Here is a 17,172-nt window from a genome sequence, read left to right as displayed (position 1 = left end):
GATGCTCGCAACCGTGGGCATCGCCTTGTTCTTGGGCTTTTGCGCCTTGGGCACCTGGCAGGTCTACCGCCTGCAGTGGAAGCTCGACCTCATCGAGCGGGTCGAGCGCCGGGTGCACAGCGCGCCCCAACCCGTCCCCGCAGTAGCCAGCTGGCCCCAGCTCGACGCCAAGGCGCTGGAATACCAGCCCAGCCAGCTGCAAGGCCAGTGGCTGACGGACAAGACCGTGCTGACCCAGGCCACCACGGCGCTGGGTTCGGGCTTTTGGGTGCTCACGCCGCTGCAGCGTGCCGATGGCAGCCAGGTGCTGGTCAACCGCGGCTTTGTGCCCGACGCCTTGCGCCGTGACTGGGCAGGCGGCCCGCAGCTGACAGCAGCGACGCCCACGAGCGAGGTCAGCGTGACCGGCTTGCTGCGCGCTACCGAGCCCAAGGGCGGCTTTCTGCGCGACAACGACCCGCAAGCCCAGCGCTGGTTCTCGCGCGATGTGCAGGCCATTGCACAGGCGCAGGGCCTGGCGCAGGTGGCACCGTTCTTCATCGACGAAGGCCTGCCCGATGGCAGCGCCGAGCTGGTGGGCGAGCAAAAGCGCAGCAGCGCCAGCGACCTGCAAGGCCAGCAGTGGCCACGCGCAGGGCTCACGCAGGTTCGCTTTGTCAACAACCACCTGGTCTATGCGCTGACCTGGTATGGCCTGGCCCTGATGGTGGTGGGCGCCACCTGGCTGGTTCTTCGCAAACGCAAGGGCGCGCGTTAGCCACGGTGCAGTTACCGGCGCCCGTCGGCGCCGGTAACACTGGCAGGCGCAAGGCCTGCCGACTGCCGCACATTCCTGCGGCACAGTCCTGCGGCACAATTGCACGGTGCCACTGTCCATCCCCTCCCCGTTTCAGGTCACCCACACCACTGACCGCCAGAACATGCAGCTGCTCATCCAGCTGCGCTGGCTGGCGGTGGTGGGCCAGGTGGTCACCATCTCGCTGGTCCGCTGGGGCTTTGACATCTACCTGCCGCTGTACGAGATGTTTGCCGTGCTGGCCGGCCTGGTCATCACCAACCTGATCTGCGTCTGGTGGCTGCGCTGGCGCCAGCACGACATCTCCTCCAGCGATCTGTTTGTGGCGCTGCTGGCCGATGTGGGGGCGCTCAGCCTGCAGCTCTACCTGAGCGGCGGCGCCAACAACCCCTTCATTACCTTGTTCCTGCTCCAGGTCACCTTGGGGGCGGTGCTGCTCAAGCCGTTCTATGCCTGGGGCATTGTGGTGGTCACCGGCAGCTGCGCGGTGGCGCTGGCCTTTTTCTACCAGCCGCTGCAGATCATGAGCCACCGCAGTGGCGCCATGCATGCGCTGTACCTGCTGGGGCTGCTGATCAGCTTTGGGCTCAATGCGATCTTGCTGGTCTCCTTCATCAACCGCATCATGTCCAACCTGCAGCTGCGCGATGCGCGCCTGGCCGACCTGCGCCAGCGCGCGGCCGAAGAGGAGCACATCGTGCGCATGGGCCTGCTGGCCAGCGGCGCCGCCCATGAGCTGGGCACGCCGCTGTCGACGCTGGCGGTGATTCTGGGCGACTGGCAGCGCATGCCCTCGATCGCGCAAGACAGCGAACTGATGGAGGACCTGCACGAGATGGAGCACCAGGTGCAGCGCTGCAAATCCATCGTCACCGGCGTGCTGCTGTCGGCCGGTGAGACGCGCGGCGACGCGCCGCAGAGCACCACCTTGGTCACCTTCATGGACCGGGTCGCCGCGCAGTGGCAAAGCCACCGCCAGCCCGGCAACTTCGTCTACCGCAAGCAGGTCGCGCGCGATATTCCGATCATCTCGGATACCTCGTTGCAACAGATGATTTTCAATGTGCTGGACAATGCACTAGAGGCCTCACCCGGCTTTGTCCAGCTCGTGGTGGAATGCCCCGCGCAGGACGATGCCCAGCTGGTGCTGCAGGTGACCGACAGCGGCCCGGGTTTCAAGAGCGAGATCCTGGCCCACCTGGGCAAGCCCTACCAGTCCACCAAACAGCGCCCTGGCGGTGGCCTGGGCCTGTTCCTGGTGATGAATGTGGCCCGCTCGCTGGGCGGCCATGTCGAGGCCCGCAACCGCGAACAGCACCTGGGCGGCGGCGCGGCCGTGCGCATCAGCCTGCCGCTGGCCTCCATTGCCCTGGATGACGAACCACACCATGACGCCAACCCAAGAACGCCTCTTACTCCTGGTTGAAGACGATGCCGCCTTTGCCCGCACGCTGCGCCGCTCCTTTGAGCGACGTGGCTACCGCGTGCTCCATGCCAGCAGCGCCGACGAAGTGGCGCAACTCTTGCAGACCGAGCGCCCTCAGTACGCGGTGATGGACTTGAAGCTGGCCGGCCACGCCTCGGGCCTGTCCTGCGTGCAGTTGCTGCATGCGCAAAACCCCGAGGCACTGATTGTGGTGCTGACCGGCTACGCCAGCATTGCCACGGCGGTGGAGGCCATCAAGCTGGGCGCCTGCCACTACCTGGCCAAGCCTTCCAACACCGACGACATCGAGGCGGCCTTCAGCCGGGTCGAAGGCAGCACCGAGGTCGATCTGACCGCCGCCACCACCTCGATCAAGACGCTGGAGTGGGAGAAGATCCACGAGACCCTCGCCGAGACCGGCTTCAACATCTCCGAGACCGCGCGCCGCCTGGGCATGCACCGGCGCACCCTGGCGCGCAAGCTCGACAAGCAGCACGTTCGTTAAGAACCTGCTCAACTGGGCTCAGACAGCGTCCATACAGGCCTGCACCAAGGCCTGCAGCACCGGCGATCGCTGCTTGCCCTGGCGCTGCAGCAGCGAAAACTGGCGCCGCATCGGCGGCAACAGGCTGTGCAGCACGGCCAGCTCGCCGCGCTCGATCCAGGGCTGGGCAATGACGCGTGACAGGCAGCTGATGCCCGCCCCGCGCGCCACCGCCGTGCAAATGGCTTCGGAGCTGCCCAGCACCGCCGCAATCGGCCATTCCCGCAGCTGGGACAGCACGGTGAACTCCACTGCCTCGCGCGTACCCGAGCCCTCTTCACGCAGTAGCCAGCGGCAAGCGCCCAGCTGCTGGGCGCTGACAGGGCTGTGGCCGGCAGCGGCCACCAGCGCATGGCCCGGCGCGGCAATCAGCACCAGCTCATCCTCGCGCCAGGGCTGCACCTCCAGCGCCGGCCAGTGGCTCACCCCTTCGATAAAGCCCAGGTCCACACTGGCCTCGCCCACCGCCTCGGCCACCTCGCGCGTATTGCCGATCACCACCTCAAACCGCACCAGCGCATAGCGCTGCATGAAGTCCGCCAGGATGGCCGGCAGCACATGGTTGGCAATCGTGGTGCTGGCCGCCAGCCGCAGCACCACGGGCGCCATCGGCTCGGTCTGCTGCGTGGCCTGCTCCAGCTGCAAGGCCAGCTCCAGCAAGCCTTGCGCTTGCGGCCACAGGCTGCGCCCCAGATCATTGAGCACCAGGCGCTTGCCGCTGCGCGCAAACAGCTGCGCGCCCAGGCCCGCCTCCAGCTGCTGCAAGGCGGCGCTGACCGCTGATTGCGACAGGCCGATGGCCTGGGCCGCAGCGACGGTGCTGCCGTTGTGGGCGATGGCGCAGAAGACCTCCCACTGGCGCAGGCTGAGATGGAGCATATTGATGGCGCACAAGGCGCTTGGGTTGATAAAAAAATATCTACCTATTTTATCGGTAGATATTAACCAAACAATTAGTTATACAGATATAAGAATAATTTCTATAGTGATTCCATATCGCCCGGCAGGCCACCGCTTTTGGCCCTGCCAGGGCCTCTGGAACCGCCCATGTCACTCGCCCCCCTCTCCCTCCCCCAACTGCGCAACGGCCACTGGCTCGATGGCGCCAAACGCCTGGCACCGGGGCTGCTGCTGTGTGCGGCCATTGCCTGGCTGGCCAGCACGCTCGCGGCCCTGCCCTGGTTTGGCAGCCATGGGCTGAGCGCGCTCACGCTGGCCATCGTCATCGGCATGCTGGTGGGAAATACTGTCTACGGCTGGGTGCAGGCGCCGGCGGCTGCGGGGGTGGGCCTGTCCAGGCAGCAGCTGCTGCGCCTGGGCATCATCCTCTATGGCCTGCGCCTGACCTTCCAGGACATCTCTGCCGTGGGCGCCAGCGGCGTGCTGATCGATGCGCTGATGCTCGGCAGCACCTTTGTGCTGGCGCAGTGGCTGGGCCAGCGCTGGCTGGGGCTGGATGCCCGCACCAGCATGCTGGTGGGCGCGGGCAGCGCCATCTGCGGCGCAGCGGCCGTGCTGGCCACCGCCCCGGTGGCCAAGGCGCGCGCCGATGATGTGGCGGTCGCCATCGCCACCGTGGTGGTCTTTGGCACCGTGGGCACCTTTTTGTACCCGGTGCTCTACCAGTGGCTCGCGCCCAGCCTGCAGATGAGCGAGGCCGGCTATGGCCTCTGGGTGGGCTCGACCGTGCATGAGGTGGCGCAGGTGGTCGCTGCTGGCGGCGCCATCAGCAGCAGCGCGGCCGACACCGCCGTGGTCGCGAAGATGGTACGGGTGATGATGCTTGCCCCGTTTCTGATTGCACTGTCGCTGTGGCTGGCCAAACGTCCAGGTCCGGACGCATCCGCCAACCAGCCCGCAGACAACCGCCCTGTGCAGGCCCGCCAGATCACGATTCCCTGGTTTGCCTTGGGCTTTGTGGCCGTGGCAGGCATCCATTCGCTGGGCGTCATCCCTGCGCAGGCGCTCGCCATCGGTGTGCAGTGGGACAACGCCTTGCTGACGATGGCGATGGCCGGCCTGGGGCTCACCACCCATGTGCGCGCCGTGCGGGCTGCGGGCATCAAGCCCTTGCTGCTGGCCCTGGTGCTGTTTGTCTGGCTGGTGCTGGGCGGGCTGGCGGTCAATACCTGGCTCTGAGGGGGCTCGGGGCTCTGCGGCCTCATAAGCTCATACCCAAAAAATCGTTGGCCCGGCGCGCAAAACTGCTACAACAACCAACGATTCATTCCGCCAAGCACACAAGGATTCCAACACCATGCGCATCGAGACATTGGCCGTTCACGCAGGCTATTCGCCCGACCCCACTACCAAGGCTGCGGCCGTGCCCATCTACCAAACGGTGGCCTACGCCTTTGACAGCGCGCAGCACGGCGCCGACCTGTTTGACCTGAAGGTGCCGGGCAATATCTACACCCGCATCATGAACCCGACCACCGATGTGCTGGAAAAGCGCGTGACCGCGCTCGAAGGCGGCATTGCCGCGCTGGCGCTGGCCTCGGGCATGGCAGCGATCACCGCAGCTATCCAAACGCTGGCCGAAGCGGGCGACAACATCGTCTCGGCCAGCACCTTGTATGGCGGCACCTACAACCTGTTTGCCCATACCTTTCCGCAGCAGGGCATTGAGGTGCGCTTTGCCGATCCACGCGACCCGGCCAGCTTTGGCGCCTTGATCGACAACAAGACCAAGGCCGTGTTCATCGAGTCCATCGGCAACCCCTTGGGCAATGTGACCGATATCCGCGCGCTCGCCGATGTGGCCCACCGCCATGGTGTGCCGCTGATCGTGGACAACACCGTGCCCTCGCCCTATCTGCTGCGCCCCATCGAGCATGGCGCCGACATCGTCGTCCATTCGCTCACCAAGTACCTGGGCGGCCATGGCACCAGCGTGGGCGGCGCCATCGTCGATAGCGGCAAGTTCCCCTGGGCCGAGCACAAGGCGCGCTTCAAGCGCCTCAATGAACCCGATGTGAGCTACCACGGCGTGGTCTACACCGAAGCGCTGGGCCCTGCGGCCTACATCGGCCGCGCGCGCGTCGTGCCGCTGCGCAATATGGGCGCAGCCATTTCGCCGCAGAACGCCTTCCAGATCCTGCAAGGCATCGAGACCCTGGCGCTGCGCATGGACCGCATCTGCGAGAACACGCAAAAGATTGCCGAGACGCTGCAAAAGCACCCCAAGGTGGCCTGGGTGCGCTATGCGGGCCTACCGGACCACCCGGACCATGCCACCTTGCAAAAGCAGTCGGGCGGCCGCGCCTCGGGCATTCTGTCCTTCAGCCTCAATGCCGCAGACGGCGAAGGGCGCGCCGCCGGTGCCCGCTTTCTGGATGCGCTGCAGCTGTTCACCCGCCTGGTCAATATTGGCGATGCCAAATCGCTGGCGACGCACCCGGCTTCGACCACGCACCGCCAGTTGGACAGCGCAGAGCTGGAGAAAGCCGGCGTGAGCGAAGGCATGGTGCGCCTGTCGGTCGGCATCGAGCATGTCGATGACCTGCTGGCCGATCTGGAGCAGGCGCTGGCCAAGGTCTGAGGGGCCGTCGCACGCAAAAAAAGAGCCGCTTTCAACAAGCGGCTCAAACACAGTGCTCTGTGGCTCCTGGATCACCAGGAGCGGGCATGAGGACCTGTTTAGAAGCGGTAGCCCACACCCACACCCAGCAACCAAGGATCCACCTTAAAAGTGCCCACCTTGGTGCCGGCCGAGCGCACATCGGTCTTGATGTAGACCTTCTTCACGTCGACGTTGATCGACCAGTGCTTGTCCAGCATGTAGTCAAAGCCGATCTGCAGCGCCGGGCCAAAGCTGTTCTTCTTGATCGATGGATCGAGCGCGGCCTCAACAGCCGGTGCAAAGTTCACGTTCGAGAAGCGCGTGTAGTTCACACCAGCGCCTAGGTAGGGCTTGAAGGCGCCCATATTGGTGAAGTGGTACTGCGCGAGCAGGCTGGGCGGCAGGTGCTTGAGCGTGCCGATCTTGGCGCCGTCCGAGCGCAGGTCATGCTTTTGCGGGTAGGTCAGCACCAGCTCTGCCGCGATATTGGGCGTGAAAAAGTAGCTCACATCCACTTCGGGAATCGTCTTGTCATTGATCGACAGGCCCAGGCCGGTGGAGTCCTTGTTGGCGCTGTCCAGATGCACGGCGCGCACACGCACTTGCCAGGGGCTTTGCGCCTCTTGCGCCATCGCCGCGCCCGACGCCATTGCATATACAGCTGCCGCTGCCAACATCATTTTTTTCATCGTCATTGCCCTCGCTGCGATCTTGCTCGCATGGATTGAAAAGTTGCGGAACCGGCCCTTGTCTGCCGTCCATGTTCAGCATCTTCTGCTCATGCGGGCCAGGCTGCCCTGACCCAGATCAACCCGACAAAACAAGCGATGAAAAAAGGCGGCCCGCTGTTGCGATGCCGCCTTCTGCTTCTTGCAGCGCCGCGCCCGAGGGACGCGGCCAGCAGCCATCCGTGGTTGCTGTCGATCAGTGGCCGCGCATCTTGTGCCAGGCCTCTACCGCCAGCACCACCAGGCCACCAATGACCGCACCGACGGCCACGTGCACCAGCGTTGGGGCCAGCATGGCCACCACACCGCCCATCGGGGCTACGGTGCTCTCCAACCAATGCTCGATCGGGCCCATGCCATGCACCAGCAAGCTGCCGCCCACCATGAACATCGCAGCCGTTCCCACAATCGACAGGCCACGCATCAGCCAGGGCGTAAACGCAATCAGGCCCCGGCCCAGGGCCTGGGCTGCGGCACTGGTCTTGCGCATCAGCCACATGCCCACATCGTCCATGCGCACAATACCGGCCACCAGGCCATAGACAAACACGGTGATCGCCAGTGCCACGGCCACCAGCACCGCAAACTGCTCCCACAGCGGCTTGCTGGCCACGGTGCCCAGCGCGATGGCGATGATTTCTGCAGACAGAATGAAATCGGTACGCACCGCACCCGCCACCTTGGCTCTTTCATAGGCCACCGGGTCCATGTTTTTCTCGCTGGCAGCCTTCACGGATGATGGCGCCACGCCCATCTGCGCCGCCTGCTCGGACTCCTTGACGGCATCATGGGGCGCCTGTTTGCCGGGCTTGTGAAACAGGCTCAGCACCTTCTCCACCCCTTCAAAACACAGAAAAGCGCCGCCAAGCATCAACAGCGGCGTGATCAACCAAGGCGCAAAAGCACTGATCAAAAGCGCTGCCGGCACCAAGATGACTTTGTTTTTGAGCGACCCCTTGGCCACCGCCCAGACCACCGGCAACTCCCGGTTGGCCTTGACCCCAGTCACCTGCTCGGCGTTCAGCGCCAGGTCGTCGCCCAGCACCCCCGCGGTCTTCTGCACCGCCACCTTGGTCTGCGTGGCCACATCGTCCAGGATGGCCGTGCTCTTGCCCGCAGCCGTCTTGGTCATCAGCGCCACATCGTCAAGCAAGGTCGCAATATCATCGAGCAACATCAACAAACCAGCACCAGCCATTACGCACTCCCAATCCAAATTCGGTGGCAAATCATAGCGATTTCGCGGTGCAATGCTGTGTCAGACCCTATAAAACGGTGATTTCTACGTTTTGTTGGAGCTTGTTCACAAAACTTTATGCAGGCCTTGTCAACAACTTCAGCGCGCGGCCCGTTGTACACCCATCTACACCAGAAAGGTGAAAGGACTGAAATGACTGAAGTGTTTGCTATTTGGCCTGAAGACGAACGTGACCGTAAGCGTGCTCCTGCCCGCTTCTGATACCAGCGCAGCCTGCAAGCGGTTGAGCCAGAACTAAAAACCCGGCACCCGCAGCAATTGCAAGCCCACTGATCTCTCTCACTTAAGCCCTGCTCTGCGGGGCTTTGTTTTGCCTGTAGCAACGCTCCTACAGCGCAAAACGCAGCCAAGCCCTCTGCCACGCCAGCGGAGGGCTTTGATTTTATACGGCCACCATGTGCTCGTACAGAATCAGCGAGCCAATGGCAATCAGCACGACACCACCCACCGCTTCTGCCCAGCGGCCCGTGATATTGCCCAGAATGCGGCCGACCATCACGCCCAGGGTCACCATCGCAAAGGTGGCAAAACCAATGCTGAGCGCAACGACGGTGATGTTCACATCCAGAAAGGCCAGGCCCACGCCTACCGCCATCGCGTCAATACTGGTGGCAAAGCCCGTGGCGACCAGCAGCCAGAAGCCATGGCGCGCGGGCCGGCTCATCTCGGGCTCATCGGCACTTTGGAAGGCACCCAGCACCATGCGGCCGCCCAGCACCAAGAGCAGCACAAAGGCAATCCAGTGGTCCCAGGCCTTCACATAATCGGCCGCGGCATAGCCCAGCGCCCAGCCCACCAGCGGCGTGATGGCTTCGATGACACCAAAGATCAGGCCGGTGCGCAGCGCCTCGGACCAACGGGGTTTGACTAGGGCAGAGCCTTTGCCAATCGCGGCAGCAAAGGCATCAGTGGACATGGCAAGCGCCAACAGGGAAATGGAAGCAGCGTTCATCGGAGGTTCTTCTAGGACAGTCGGGCATGAGCACAACGGCACGCCATCACTGCCCGACCGAGGTCGTGCTGGCATGCCGATGGTCTCGCCAACCGAAGAACGGATGTCTGCGCCACAGCATGCGAAATGCCGAGTATGTTGACGCAGACGCTTCCAGCGCGGAAGCAGGCTACTCCCCAAGGGAAGCCGCAGTCTAAACGCTGCGCAGCGCTTCGGAGCACATGGCCCCAACCGCGCCAAGTTCTTTAGGAATGGATCGTATTTCCGTCTTGCTGTTGCGGCCTGGTGCCCAGCTAGAACGCCAACCGCTACAAGCCGAAACATGAGCAAGCTCATGTATTGCAGCTCTCCCTTGGCACCCTCTGACAGAGGCAGCCAAGGCGTCTCCCAAGTAACAGCGTGGCACTTCACCCAGGGTTGCCCCTAGTTCATTTTCAGGTGTTTTGTATACACTTAATGTATGCATATGTGCACACAACGCATAGCCATTGAGGCCTGTCTTGTGCTGCACATGCCATGCATGGACCCGCGCACATGACGAGACAAACCCGGCCGCCAGGCCGCAAATAAGGCGCAGCTGGATGCGCCCGATCCAAGGATGTCAATGACCGATCTTGCAGCAGACCAGAACGCAGGCTTTGCCTTCAACCCCGCACAGCAGCGCCCCGCAGCGGCCGGTGCATTGCCCGCCGGCGTATGCCCATCGCTCTACAACAAAGACCTCGCGCCCACCAAGAAAGACAGCCGCTCCTGGGGTGCCTACAGCCTGTTCACGCTCTGGGCCAATGATGTGCACAGCCTGGGCAACTACGCCTTTGCCATCGGCCTGTTTGCGCTGGGCCTGGGTGGCTGGCAGACTCTGACGGCGCTGATGATGGGCGCTGCCATGCTGTTTGTGCTGCTGACCTTGTCGGGCTTCATGGGCCCCAAGACGGGTGTGCCTTTTCCGGTGATGAGCCGCATCAGCTTTGGCACCCGGGGCGCGCAGATCCCGGCCTTGATCCGGGGCGGTGTCGCGATCGCCTGGTTCGGCATCCAGACCTACCTGGCCTCCAAGGTGCTCGATGTACTGTTGATCACCCTCTTCCCCAGCCTGCAGGTGCTGCTGGCGCACCAGGTGCTGGGCCTGCCGGTGCTCGGCTGGATCAGCTTTAGCCTGCTGTGGGTGGTGCAGACGATGATTGCCTGCTGGGGCATGGAGAGCATCCGCAAGTACGAGGCCTTTGCCGGCCCGGTGATTCTGGTGACCTTTATCGCGCTGGCCGGCTGGGTGCTGTACAGCTCGGGCGGCAAGATCCAGTGGACGGCGCCCAAGCCCAGCACCGGTGCGGCGATGTGGGTGCAGATCATGGGCGCAGCCTCGCTGTGGGTCGCCATCTATGGCACCTTTGTGCTCAATTTCTGTGACTTCACCCGGGGCGCCACCTCACGCAGCGCCGTGGTCAAGGGTAACTTCTGGGGCATCCCCATCAACATGCTGATCTTCGGCCTGATCGTCGTCGTGCTGACCGGCGGCCAGTTGGCGATTGACGGCACGCTGATCCTGAGCCCCACCGACATCGTCGAGAAGATCCCCAACAAGCCCTTGCTGGTGCTCGCCAGCCTGTCGCTGCTGATCCTGACCATCGCCGTCAACCTGATGGCCAACTTTGTCGCACCCGCTCTGGCCCTGGCCAACCTGCTGCCGCGCCAGCTCAACTTCCGCCGCGCGGCCCTCGTCAGCGCCATCCTCGGCTTTGTGATCCTGCCCTGGAACCTCTACGACTCACCGCTGGTGATCCTGTATTTCCTGGGCGGTCTGGGCTCGTTCCTCGGCCCACTGTTTGGCATCGTGATGGCCGACTACTGGCTGATCCGCAAGCAGCGCGTGCATGTGCCGGCGCTCTACAGCGATGACCGCAACGGCCCTTACCATTACGAAAACGGCGTCAACCGCCGCGCCATCCAGGCCCTGGTGCCCTCGGCGCTGATTGCGCTGCTGTTCGCCTTTTTGCCGGCGCTCGAGTCGGTGTCGCATTTCTCCTGGTTTATTGCGGCCGGGCTCGGCGGCCTGTTTTACTGGCTGCTGACCCCCAAGGGCCAGCACTATGAAGACCAGGACGGCGAGGCCATTGCCGTGAACCATGCCCAACATTGAGACGGAGTTTTTTGCATGCGCATTCTGATCGTGAACGTCAACACCACCGAGAGCATGACCGAGGCCATCGGCGCCCAGGCGCGCCGGGCGGCCGCACCGGGCACCGAGATCGTCGCCCTCACCCCGCGCTTTGGCGCAGAATCGGTGGAAGGCAATTTTGAGAGCTACCTCTGCGCCGTTGGCGTGATGGATGCGGTGATGCGCTATGACCAGCCCTTTGATGCCGTCATCCAGGCCGGCTACGGCGAGCATGGCCGCGAAGGCCTGCAAGAGCTGCTGGAAGTGCCCGTCGTCGACATCACCGAGGCGGCGGCATCGACTGCCATGTTCCTGGGCCACAAATACGCCGTGGTCACTACGCTGGACCGCGCTGTGCCCTTGATCGAAGACCGGCTCAAGCTGGCCGGGCTGGATGCGCGCTGCGCCTCGGTGCGCGCCAGCGGCATGGCCGTGCTGGAGCTCGAGAGCCAGCCCGAGCGCGCGGTCGACGCTATCGTGCAGCAGGCGGCCAAGGCCGTTGAAGAAGACCATGCCGAGGTCATCTGCCTGGGCTGCGGCGGCATGGCCGAGCTCGAAGACAAGGTGCGCAGCCGCACCGGCGTGCCCGTGGTCGATGGCGTGGCCGCAGCGGTGACGATCGCCGAATCGCTGGTGCGCCTGGGCCTCAAGACCTCCAAGGTGCGCACCTATGCGCCGCCGCGCGCCAAGCGCATCACCGGCTTTCCGCTGCCCGATTCGCTGGGCCGCTAACCGGACTTCTACCCCACTCTGCTTACTCCAACCGCCCTGCACCGCAGGGCTTTTTTCTGGCTGGATGGCTGCCTGGCAGCCTCATTGGCTGGTCTTGAAGCCCTGGGTTGCCGCCCAGGCCGCGACATCATCGCGGCGGATCGCAGCGGCCATCAGCTGCGGGAAGGCATCCGGGGTGCAGGCAAAGGACGGCACCCCCAAGGCGGCGAGCTTGGCGGCCAGCGCCGCATCGTAGGCGGGCGCGCCCTCGTCGCTCAGCGCCAGCAAGGTGATGAACTGCACGCCCGACTCCACCAGCTCATTGGCGCGGCGCAGCAGGCCGGATTCCACCCCCCCCTCGTACAGGTCCGAGATCAGCACCAGGATGGTGTTGCGCGGCTCGCTGATCAGGCTTTGGCAGTAGCCCACCGCACCATTGATATCGGTGCCGCCGCCCAGCTGCACGCCAAACAGCACATCGACCGGGTCGTCGAGCTTGTCGGTCAGGTCCACCACGGCCGTGTCAAACACCACCAGCTTGGTGGCGACGGCAGGCAGGCTGGCCATCACCGCACCAAAGATGCTGGAGTAGACGACCGAGTTGGCCATGGAGCCGCTTTGGTCGATGCACAGAATCACCTCGCGCTGCGGGCGGCGCGCCTTGCGGCCGTAGCCGATCAAGGTCTCGGGAACGATGGTTTGGTACTCGGGCTGCCAGTGGCGCAGGTTGGCGCGTATCGTGCGGTTCCAGTCGATCTCGGCATGGCGCGGGCGGCGGTTGCGCTGGCTGCGGTCCAGCGCGCCGGCCACGGCACTGCGCATCGGCTCTTCGAGCTTTTTCATCAGCTCGTCCACCACCTTGCGCACCACCAGGCGCGCGGTGGCCTTGGTGTTTTGCGGGATGACCGAGCCGAGCGAAATCAGGTTGGCCACCAGGTGCACATCGGGCTGCACGTTCTCCAGCATCTCGGGCTGCAGCAGCAACTCGCGCAGCTGCAGGCGCTCCATCGCGTCGCGCTGCATCACCTGCACCACCTGGCTGGGGAAGTACTTGCGGATATCACCAAGCCAGCGCGACACCGAGGGCGACGAATTGCCCCGGCCGCCCTTGCGCGAACCGAGCTGGCTGTCGCCTTCGTAGAGCGCGGCCAGCGCCTGGTCCATCTCCTGCAGGCGTCCTCCCACGGTACCGCAGCTGGCATCGGCCGGGCTGCCCAGCACCATGCGCCAGCGCTGCAAGCGGGTGGTGGGCTGCAGCGCCTCTGCCTCATCTGGCGGCAGGGTTTGTGCATCGTCTTGCGCCAGGCCTGGCGCGGGATGGGCGGCATGGGTCATCGTCATCACTCCAGGGCTTGGTTAGCAGGCGTGGCGGCAGGCGGAATCTGCGCCAGCAACTCGGGCGGCAGCTCCAGCCCCAGCAGGGTGTTGAGCAGCGGCAGCGCCAGCACAGCGCGCGCCTCGTCCCAGGGGGCATCCTCATCGCCCGCCGCCAAGGCGGCAGCAGGCACGGCAGCACCAGCCACCGGCGCGCGCCGGGCCTTGTCGCCCAGGCTCTGGCGCTCATGCTTGCTGAAGTTGGCAAAACTGCGCCGCACCAGCGGCAAGATCTGCGCAAACTGCACCTCACCTAACCCCGCCAGCCAGGCATCGACGGCACCCCAGATGGCCTCGTCGTGCAGCAGCACCAGCGCCTGCTGGTTCAAAAAGCCATCCAGCCAGGCAGCAACATCGAGCGGCGCAGCACCCAAGGACAGGTTGCGGTTGAACTGCAGCACCACCTCGGCGCTGTCCAGCAGATGCTCATCGAGCAACAATCGGCAGGCCATGCCGCGCAGCAAGGCCGCAGCGGCGTCGCCCATCGCCAGGCTGCGCAGCGCAGCGCGCCAGGCGTCGACTGCGGCCTGGGCTTGCGCATCATTGCCGCGCAGGCGCAGCGCCTCATGCGCGGCCAGCACCTTGCCCTTCATCGCAGCGGCGGCCTCTTCGTCCATCGCCATGCATGCCACTGGCAAGCCAATGGCGGCGCGCAGCACCAGCGAATCGATAACGGTGGCCAGCAAGGCGGTATCGGTCTGGCGCACGCTGCCATAGCGGTACACATTGGCCAGCGGCGGCAGCGCCTGCAGCAGCTGGGCCACATCGCCGGTGGTGGCCGCGCGCTCGGCCAGGGTGGCAATCAGCGACTCGACCAGCTGCGGCAAGTTCGCCAGCAGCGCGTCGTCAATCGCCTGCGCAATCTCGGGCAAGGGCGTATCGGGCGAGAGGCTGGCGCGCAGCCGCGCGGTGGCGGCCTGCGCCACGGTGGCGCCATGCACGCTGGCCTCGATGATGCGCACGGCCAGCTCCGGCTCCCACTGCATCTGCCAGCTCTCGCGGAAGGTGCCGCGGTTGCGCTGCGCATCGGCCGCGCGCGTGCCCCAGCCAATGCCCAACAAGCGCAGGCGGTGCAGAAAATGGCTGCGCGCCAGGTCGGTCTCCTTGCGCAGATCCAAGGCCAGCAGCTTGCTCGCCGCTTCGGGCTTCATGCGCAGCGATTTTTGCTGCTGCTCAATATCGCGCTGCAGCGGCACCTGCGGCACATCGGCGGGCACGCTGCCCAGCACATGGCCGATGGTGAGCTCGTCATCGATCAGGGTCAGCGGCGCGGTCTCGCCCATGCAGACCACGGTGACGATGGCCTCGTTGATCTCCTGCAGCCCCGGTATCGGCTGGCCACGCATGGCAGCCAGTCCTTCGGCCAAACGCGTGGCTTCGATGATGTGGGCGCTGGAGCAGTCCAGGTCCTTGTCGCGCAGCAGGCGTGCCACGCGGGTGAGCCAGCCTGCGGTGCGCAAGGTGGCGGCATCGCGGGCGCTGCGTGCAGGCATCGAATGGCCTTGCGCCGCCTGCTGTGCCCAGGCCGCATCCGCCCGGTAGCACTGCCACAGATGCGCGTACCAGCCCGGTGACGTGACGCCCGCTCCATAGCCGCTGCGGCTGGCCAGGTTGCAGTAGGTCCAGGGCGCCCAGGTCGCCAGCACCTTGGCCTTGGGCAAGCCCTTGAGCACGGCGCTGTCGGCCTTGGCGGTGGTGCTTTGCTGCAGTGCCGGCACATGCCATGCGCCGCAGACCACCGCAATGCGCTGGTAGCCGGCTTTCACCGCCTCACGGATGCACTGGCGCATATGCGCCTCCCGCTGGGCCTCGCGCAGCGCGTAGTGCGGGCCACGCCAGGCCTCGCCGTCGTCGCCCAGCTCGCTGCGCACCGCCGTCATCGCCTCGTTGATACTGGTGAACAGCGCTTCGTTGTCGCCGCGCTCTTCCACCAGGCGGTTCCACCAGCTCTCGCCATCCTCAAAGCCGGCCGCATGGGCCAGCCAGTCGAGCGGGTCGCGCACCGGCGCTTGCTGACTGGCGGTGGTATCTGTTGCATCGCTGTCCACATCCGTCACCGGGGCCGTGTCGGCACTGGCCTCAGCGGCATTGCCTGGCGCCTCGTCCACTGCTTGCACCGGATCGTCCTCGCCCTCTTCCCCATCCACATCCTGCGCGGGCTCCGGCTTTTTCAACGCCTGGCGCTGCGCCCAGTCCTGGGCCATCGCATGGGTTTGGGGCAGGTCAATAAAGCGCGTGGTCACCCCTTGCTCGCTCGCCCATTGCAGCGCCTGCCACTCGGGCGAGAACTCGGCAAAGGGGTAAAACGCGGCCTGGCTGGGCTCGTCTTGCATGTACACCAGCATGGCGACAGGCGGGCGTAGCTCGGCACTGCGCAGCATCGGCAGCAGCGCCTCGCCCTCGGGCGGGCCTTCCACCAGCAGGCAGTCGGGCTGCAGTTGCGCCAGCGCATGCACCAGGCTGTGCGCACAGCCTGGGCCGTGGTGGCGAATGCCAAAGAAATGGACGTTGTCAGCAGAAGTGGCCATGGGCTCGGTCAGCGTTGTCGGGGCAGAAGAAAAACGGCGCCAGCGGCTTAGATTTGCTCGCGGCAGGCGCGGTACAGGTCTTTCCACTCGGAACGTTCTTTGACGACGGTCTCCAGGTATTCCTTCCAGACCACGCTGTCCTGCACCGGGTCCTTGATGACGGCGCCCAAGAGGCCCGAGGCGACATCGTGCGCACGCAGCACGCCATCGCCGAAATGGCCGGCCAGCGCCATGCCGCTGTTGATCACCGAGATCGCTTCGGCGGTCGACAAGGTGGAACTGGGCGACTTGATGCGCACGGTCTTGCCGTCTTCGGTCTGGCCATTGCGCAGCTCGCGGAAGATCTGCACCACGCGGCGCACCTCTTCGAGCGCGGGGGCTTCAGCGGGCAGCTGCAGCGCGCGGCTTTGCTCGCCCACGCGCTTGGTGACGATCTTCACTTCCTCATCCTGCGAGGCAGGCACGGGCAGCACGACCGTGTTGAAGCGGCGCTTCAAGGCGCTGGAGAGCTCGTTGACGCCCTTGTCGCGGTTGTTAGCCGTGGCGATCACCGAGAAGCCGGCGACGGCCTGGAACTCGGTCGAGAGCTCGGGCACCGGCAAGGTCTTTTCGGACAGCACGGTGATCAAGGTGTCCTGCACATCGGCGGGGATGCGGGTCAGCTCTTCGATGCGGGCGATCTTGCCCAGCTTCATCGCATGCACCAGCGGGCTGGGGACCAGCGCCTTTTCCGAGGGGCCATGGGCCAGCAGCTGCGCATAGTTCCAGCCGTAGCGCAGTTGCTCTTCGCTGGTGCCGGCCGTGCCCTGGATCAGCATGGTCGAGTCGCCACTCACGGCCGCTGCCAGGTGCTCGGACACCCAGGACTTGGCCGTGCCGGGCACGCCGTACAGCAGCAGTGCGCGGTCGGTGGCGAGCGTCGATACCGCGATCTCCATCAGGCGTGGGCTGCCGATGTACTTGGCGCTCACTTCAAAACCATTGCTCAGCGTGCCGCCCATCAGGTACTGCAGCACGGCCCAGGGCGAGAGCTTCCAGTTGGGCGGACGCGGGCGGTCATCGGCCTTTTGCAGGGCATCTAGTTCTTCGGCAAATTGCTGCTCGGCATGCTGGCGTAGTACTTGGCTCATGGTGTGCT

General features: G+C 64.9%; 14 protein-coding genes and 1 riboswitch. Of the genes, 7 read left to right on the top strand and 7 right to left on the bottom strand.

The window, feature by feature from the left end:
* Position 1: 1 nt before the first annotated feature.
* The 3 genes from F0Q04_RS10350 to F0Q04_RS10340 all read left to right on the top strand — a co-directional run bounded on the left by F0Q04_RS10350 (position 2) and on the right by F0Q04_RS10340 (position 2,727).
* Positions 2–757, top strand: coding sequence for an SURF1 family protein (locus F0Q04_RS10350; protein WP_116925059.1), 756 nt, complete (start codon positions 2–4; stop codon positions 755–757).
* A 106-nt stretch (positions 758–863) separates the two neighbouring features.
* The gene (locus F0Q04_RS10345; protein WP_232539577.1) at positions 864–2,222 is read left to right on the top strand and encodes an ATP-binding protein; all 1,359 of its coding nucleotides are present in this window, start codon (positions 864–866) and stop codon (positions 2,220–2,222) included.
* The gene (locus tag F0Q04_RS10340; protein WP_021026719.1) at positions 2,185–2,727 is read left to right on the top strand and encodes a response regulator transcription factor; all 543 of its coding nucleotides are present in this window, start codon (positions 2,185–2,187) and stop codon (positions 2,725–2,727) included. Before F0Q04_RS10345 ends, F0Q04_RS10340 begins: the two co-directional genes overlap by 38 nt.
* An 18-nt stretch (positions 2,728–2,745) precedes the next feature.
* Here the strand turns inward: F0Q04_RS10340 and F0Q04_RS10335 are convergent, their stop codons facing one another.
* Positions 2,746–3,645, bottom strand: coding sequence for a LysR substrate-binding domain-containing protein (locus tag F0Q04_RS10335; RefSeq protein ID WP_182345346.1), 900 nt, complete (start codon positions 3,643–3,645; stop codon positions 2,746–2,748).
* Positions 3,646–3,813: 168 nt separating this feature from the next.
* On the opposite strand from F0Q04_RS10335, the gene F0Q04_RS10330 reads away from it, so the two are divergent.
* Entirely contained in the window at positions 3,814–4,905 is a 1,092-nt protein-coding gene (locus tag F0Q04_RS10330) for a YeiH family protein (protein WP_182345345.1), read from the top strand.
* 118 nt (positions 4,906–5,023) lie between these two features.
* Positions 5,024–6,307, top strand: a complete 1,284-nt coding sequence (locus tag F0Q04_RS10325; protein ID WP_182345344.1) for an O-acetylhomoserine aminocarboxypropyltransferase/cysteine synthase family protein — start codon at positions 5,024–5,026, stop codon at positions 6,305–6,307.
* 98 nt (positions 6,308–6,405) lie between these two features.
* On the opposite strand, the gene F0Q04_RS10320 is transcribed toward F0Q04_RS10325, so the two are convergent.
* From F0Q04_RS10320 to mntP, 3 genes are all read right to left on the bottom strand, one after another.
* Complete coding sequence (locus F0Q04_RS10320) at positions 6,406–7,017, bottom strand: OmpW/AlkL family protein (protein WP_182345343.1); 612 nt, start codon at positions 7,015–7,017, stop codon at positions 6,406–6,408.
* A 235-nt stretch (positions 7,018–7,252) separates the two neighbouring features.
* Complete coding sequence (locus F0Q04_RS10315; protein WP_116925056.1) at positions 7,253–8,254, bottom strand: DUF808 domain-containing protein; 1,002 nt, start codon at positions 8,252–8,254, stop codon at positions 7,253–7,255.
* A 442-nt stretch (positions 8,255–8,696) separates the two neighbouring features.
* Positions 8,697–9,266 (bottom strand): manganese efflux pump MntP, encoded by a 570-nt coding sequence (mntP, locus tag F0Q04_RS10310; protein ID WP_116925055.1) that lies wholly within the window; start codon positions 9,264–9,266, stop codon positions 8,697–8,699.
* A 20-nt stretch (positions 9,267–9,286) separates the two neighbouring features.
* Positions 9,287–9,449: riboswitch (yybP-ykoY riboswitch) on the bottom strand.
* 421 nt (positions 9,450–9,870) lie between these two features.
* Here mntP and F0Q04_RS10305 point away from each other — a divergent pair.
* Both F0Q04_RS10305 and F0Q04_RS10300 read left to right on the top strand, forming a co-directional pair.
* Positions 9,871–11,403 carry an NCS1 family nucleobase:cation symporter-1 gene (locus tag F0Q04_RS10305; RefSeq protein ID WP_182345342.1) on the top strand — a complete coding sequence of 511 codons (1,533 nt, stop codon included), beginning with the start codon at positions 9,871–9,873 and terminating at the stop codon, positions 11,401–11,403.
* 15 nt (positions 11,404–11,418) lie between these two features.
* Positions 11,419–12,153 carry an aspartate/glutamate racemase family protein gene (locus tag F0Q04_RS10300; RefSeq protein WP_021027627.1) on the top strand — a complete coding sequence of 245 codons (735 nt, stop codon included), beginning with the start codon at positions 11,419–11,421 and terminating at the stop codon, positions 12,151–12,153.
* Positions 12,154–12,234: 81 nt separating this feature from the next.
* On the opposite strand, the gene F0Q04_RS10295 is transcribed toward F0Q04_RS10300, so the two are convergent.
* The 3 genes from F0Q04_RS10295 to F0Q04_RS10285 all read right to left on the bottom strand — a co-directional run bounded on the left by F0Q04_RS10295 (position 12,235) and on the right by F0Q04_RS10285 (position 17,164).
* Entirely contained in the window at positions 12,235–13,356 is a 1,122-nt protein-coding gene (locus F0Q04_RS10295; protein ID WP_232539663.1) for a VWA domain-containing protein, read from the bottom strand.
* A 116-nt stretch (positions 13,357–13,472) separates the two neighbouring features.
* Positions 13,473–16,034: a DUF5682 family protein gene (locus F0Q04_RS10290; RefSeq protein ID WP_182345341.1), complete on the bottom strand. Its 2,562-nt coding sequence runs from the start codon at positions 16,032–16,034 to the stop codon at positions 13,473–13,475.
* A 47-nt stretch (positions 16,035–16,081) separates the two neighbouring features.
* A complete protein-coding gene (locus F0Q04_RS10285; protein ID WP_182345340.1) occupies positions 16,082–17,164 on the bottom strand; it encodes an ATP-binding protein in 1,083 nt (360 codons plus the stop codon).
* Positions 17,165–17,172: the final 8 nt, after the last annotated feature.

The sequence above is a fragment of the Comamonas koreensis genome, assembly GCF_014076495.1.
Lineage (GTDB): Bacteria > Pseudomonadota > Gammaproteobacteria > Burkholderiales > Burkholderiaceae_C > Comamonas > Comamonas squillarum.
Note: the sequence above shows the minus strand (reverse complement) of the source record. Positions and strands in the feature narration are given on the sequence as shown.

What these genes read in the sequence shown, in the direction of transcription:
- F0Q04_RS10290 (WP_182345341.1), bottom strand. Translation starts at nt 16,034, where the DNA reads ATGGCCACTTCTGCTGACAACGTCCATTTCTTTGGCATTCGCCACCAC.
- F0Q04_RS10295 (WP_232539663.1), bottom strand. Translation starts at nt 13,356, where the DNA reads ATGGTGCTGGGCAGCCCGGCCGATGCCAGCTGCGGTACCGTGGGAGGA.
- F0Q04_RS10305 (WP_182345342.1), top strand. Translation starts at nt 9,871, where the DNA reads ATGACCGATCTTGCAGCAGACCAGAACGCAGGCTTTGCCTTCAACCCC.
- F0Q04_RS10320 (WP_182345343.1), bottom strand. Translation starts at nt 7,017, where the DNA reads ATGAAAAAAATGATGTTGGCAGCGGCAGCTGTATATGCAATGGCGTCG.
- mntP (WP_116925055.1), bottom strand. Translation starts at nt 9,266, where the DNA reads ATGAACGCTGCTTCCATTTCCCTGTTGGCGCTTGCCATGTCCACTGAT.
- F0Q04_RS10340 (WP_021026719.1), top strand. Translation starts at nt 2,185, where the DNA reads ATGACGCCAACCCAAGAACGCCTCTTACTCCTGGTTGAAGACGATGCC.
- F0Q04_RS10300 (WP_021027627.1), top strand. Translation starts at nt 11,419, where the DNA reads ATGCGCATTCTGATCGTGAACGTCAACACCACCGAGAGCATGACCGAG.
- F0Q04_RS10325 (WP_182345344.1), top strand. Translation starts at nt 5,024, where the DNA reads ATGCGCATCGAGACATTGGCCGTTCACGCAGGCTATTCGCCCGACCCC.
- F0Q04_RS10335 (WP_182345346.1), bottom strand. Translation starts at nt 3,645, where the DNA reads ATGCTCCATCTCAGCCTGCGCCAGTGGGAGGTCTTCTGCGCCATCGCC.
- F0Q04_RS10350 (WP_116925059.1), top strand. Translation starts at nt 2, where the DNA reads ATGCTCGCAACCGTGGGCATCGCCTTGTTCTTGGGCTTTTGCGCCTTG.
- F0Q04_RS10315 (WP_116925056.1), bottom strand. Translation starts at nt 8,254, where the DNA reads ATGGCTGGTGCTGGTTTGTTGATGTTGCTCGATGATATTGCGACCTTG.
- F0Q04_RS10330 (WP_182345345.1), top strand. Translation starts at nt 3,814, where the DNA reads ATGTCACTCGCCCCCCTCTCCCTCCCCCAACTGCGCAACGGCCACTGG.
- F0Q04_RS10285 (WP_182345340.1), bottom strand. Translation starts at nt 17,164, where the DNA reads ATGAGCCAAGTACTACGCCAGCATGCCGAGCAGCAATTTGCCGAAGAA.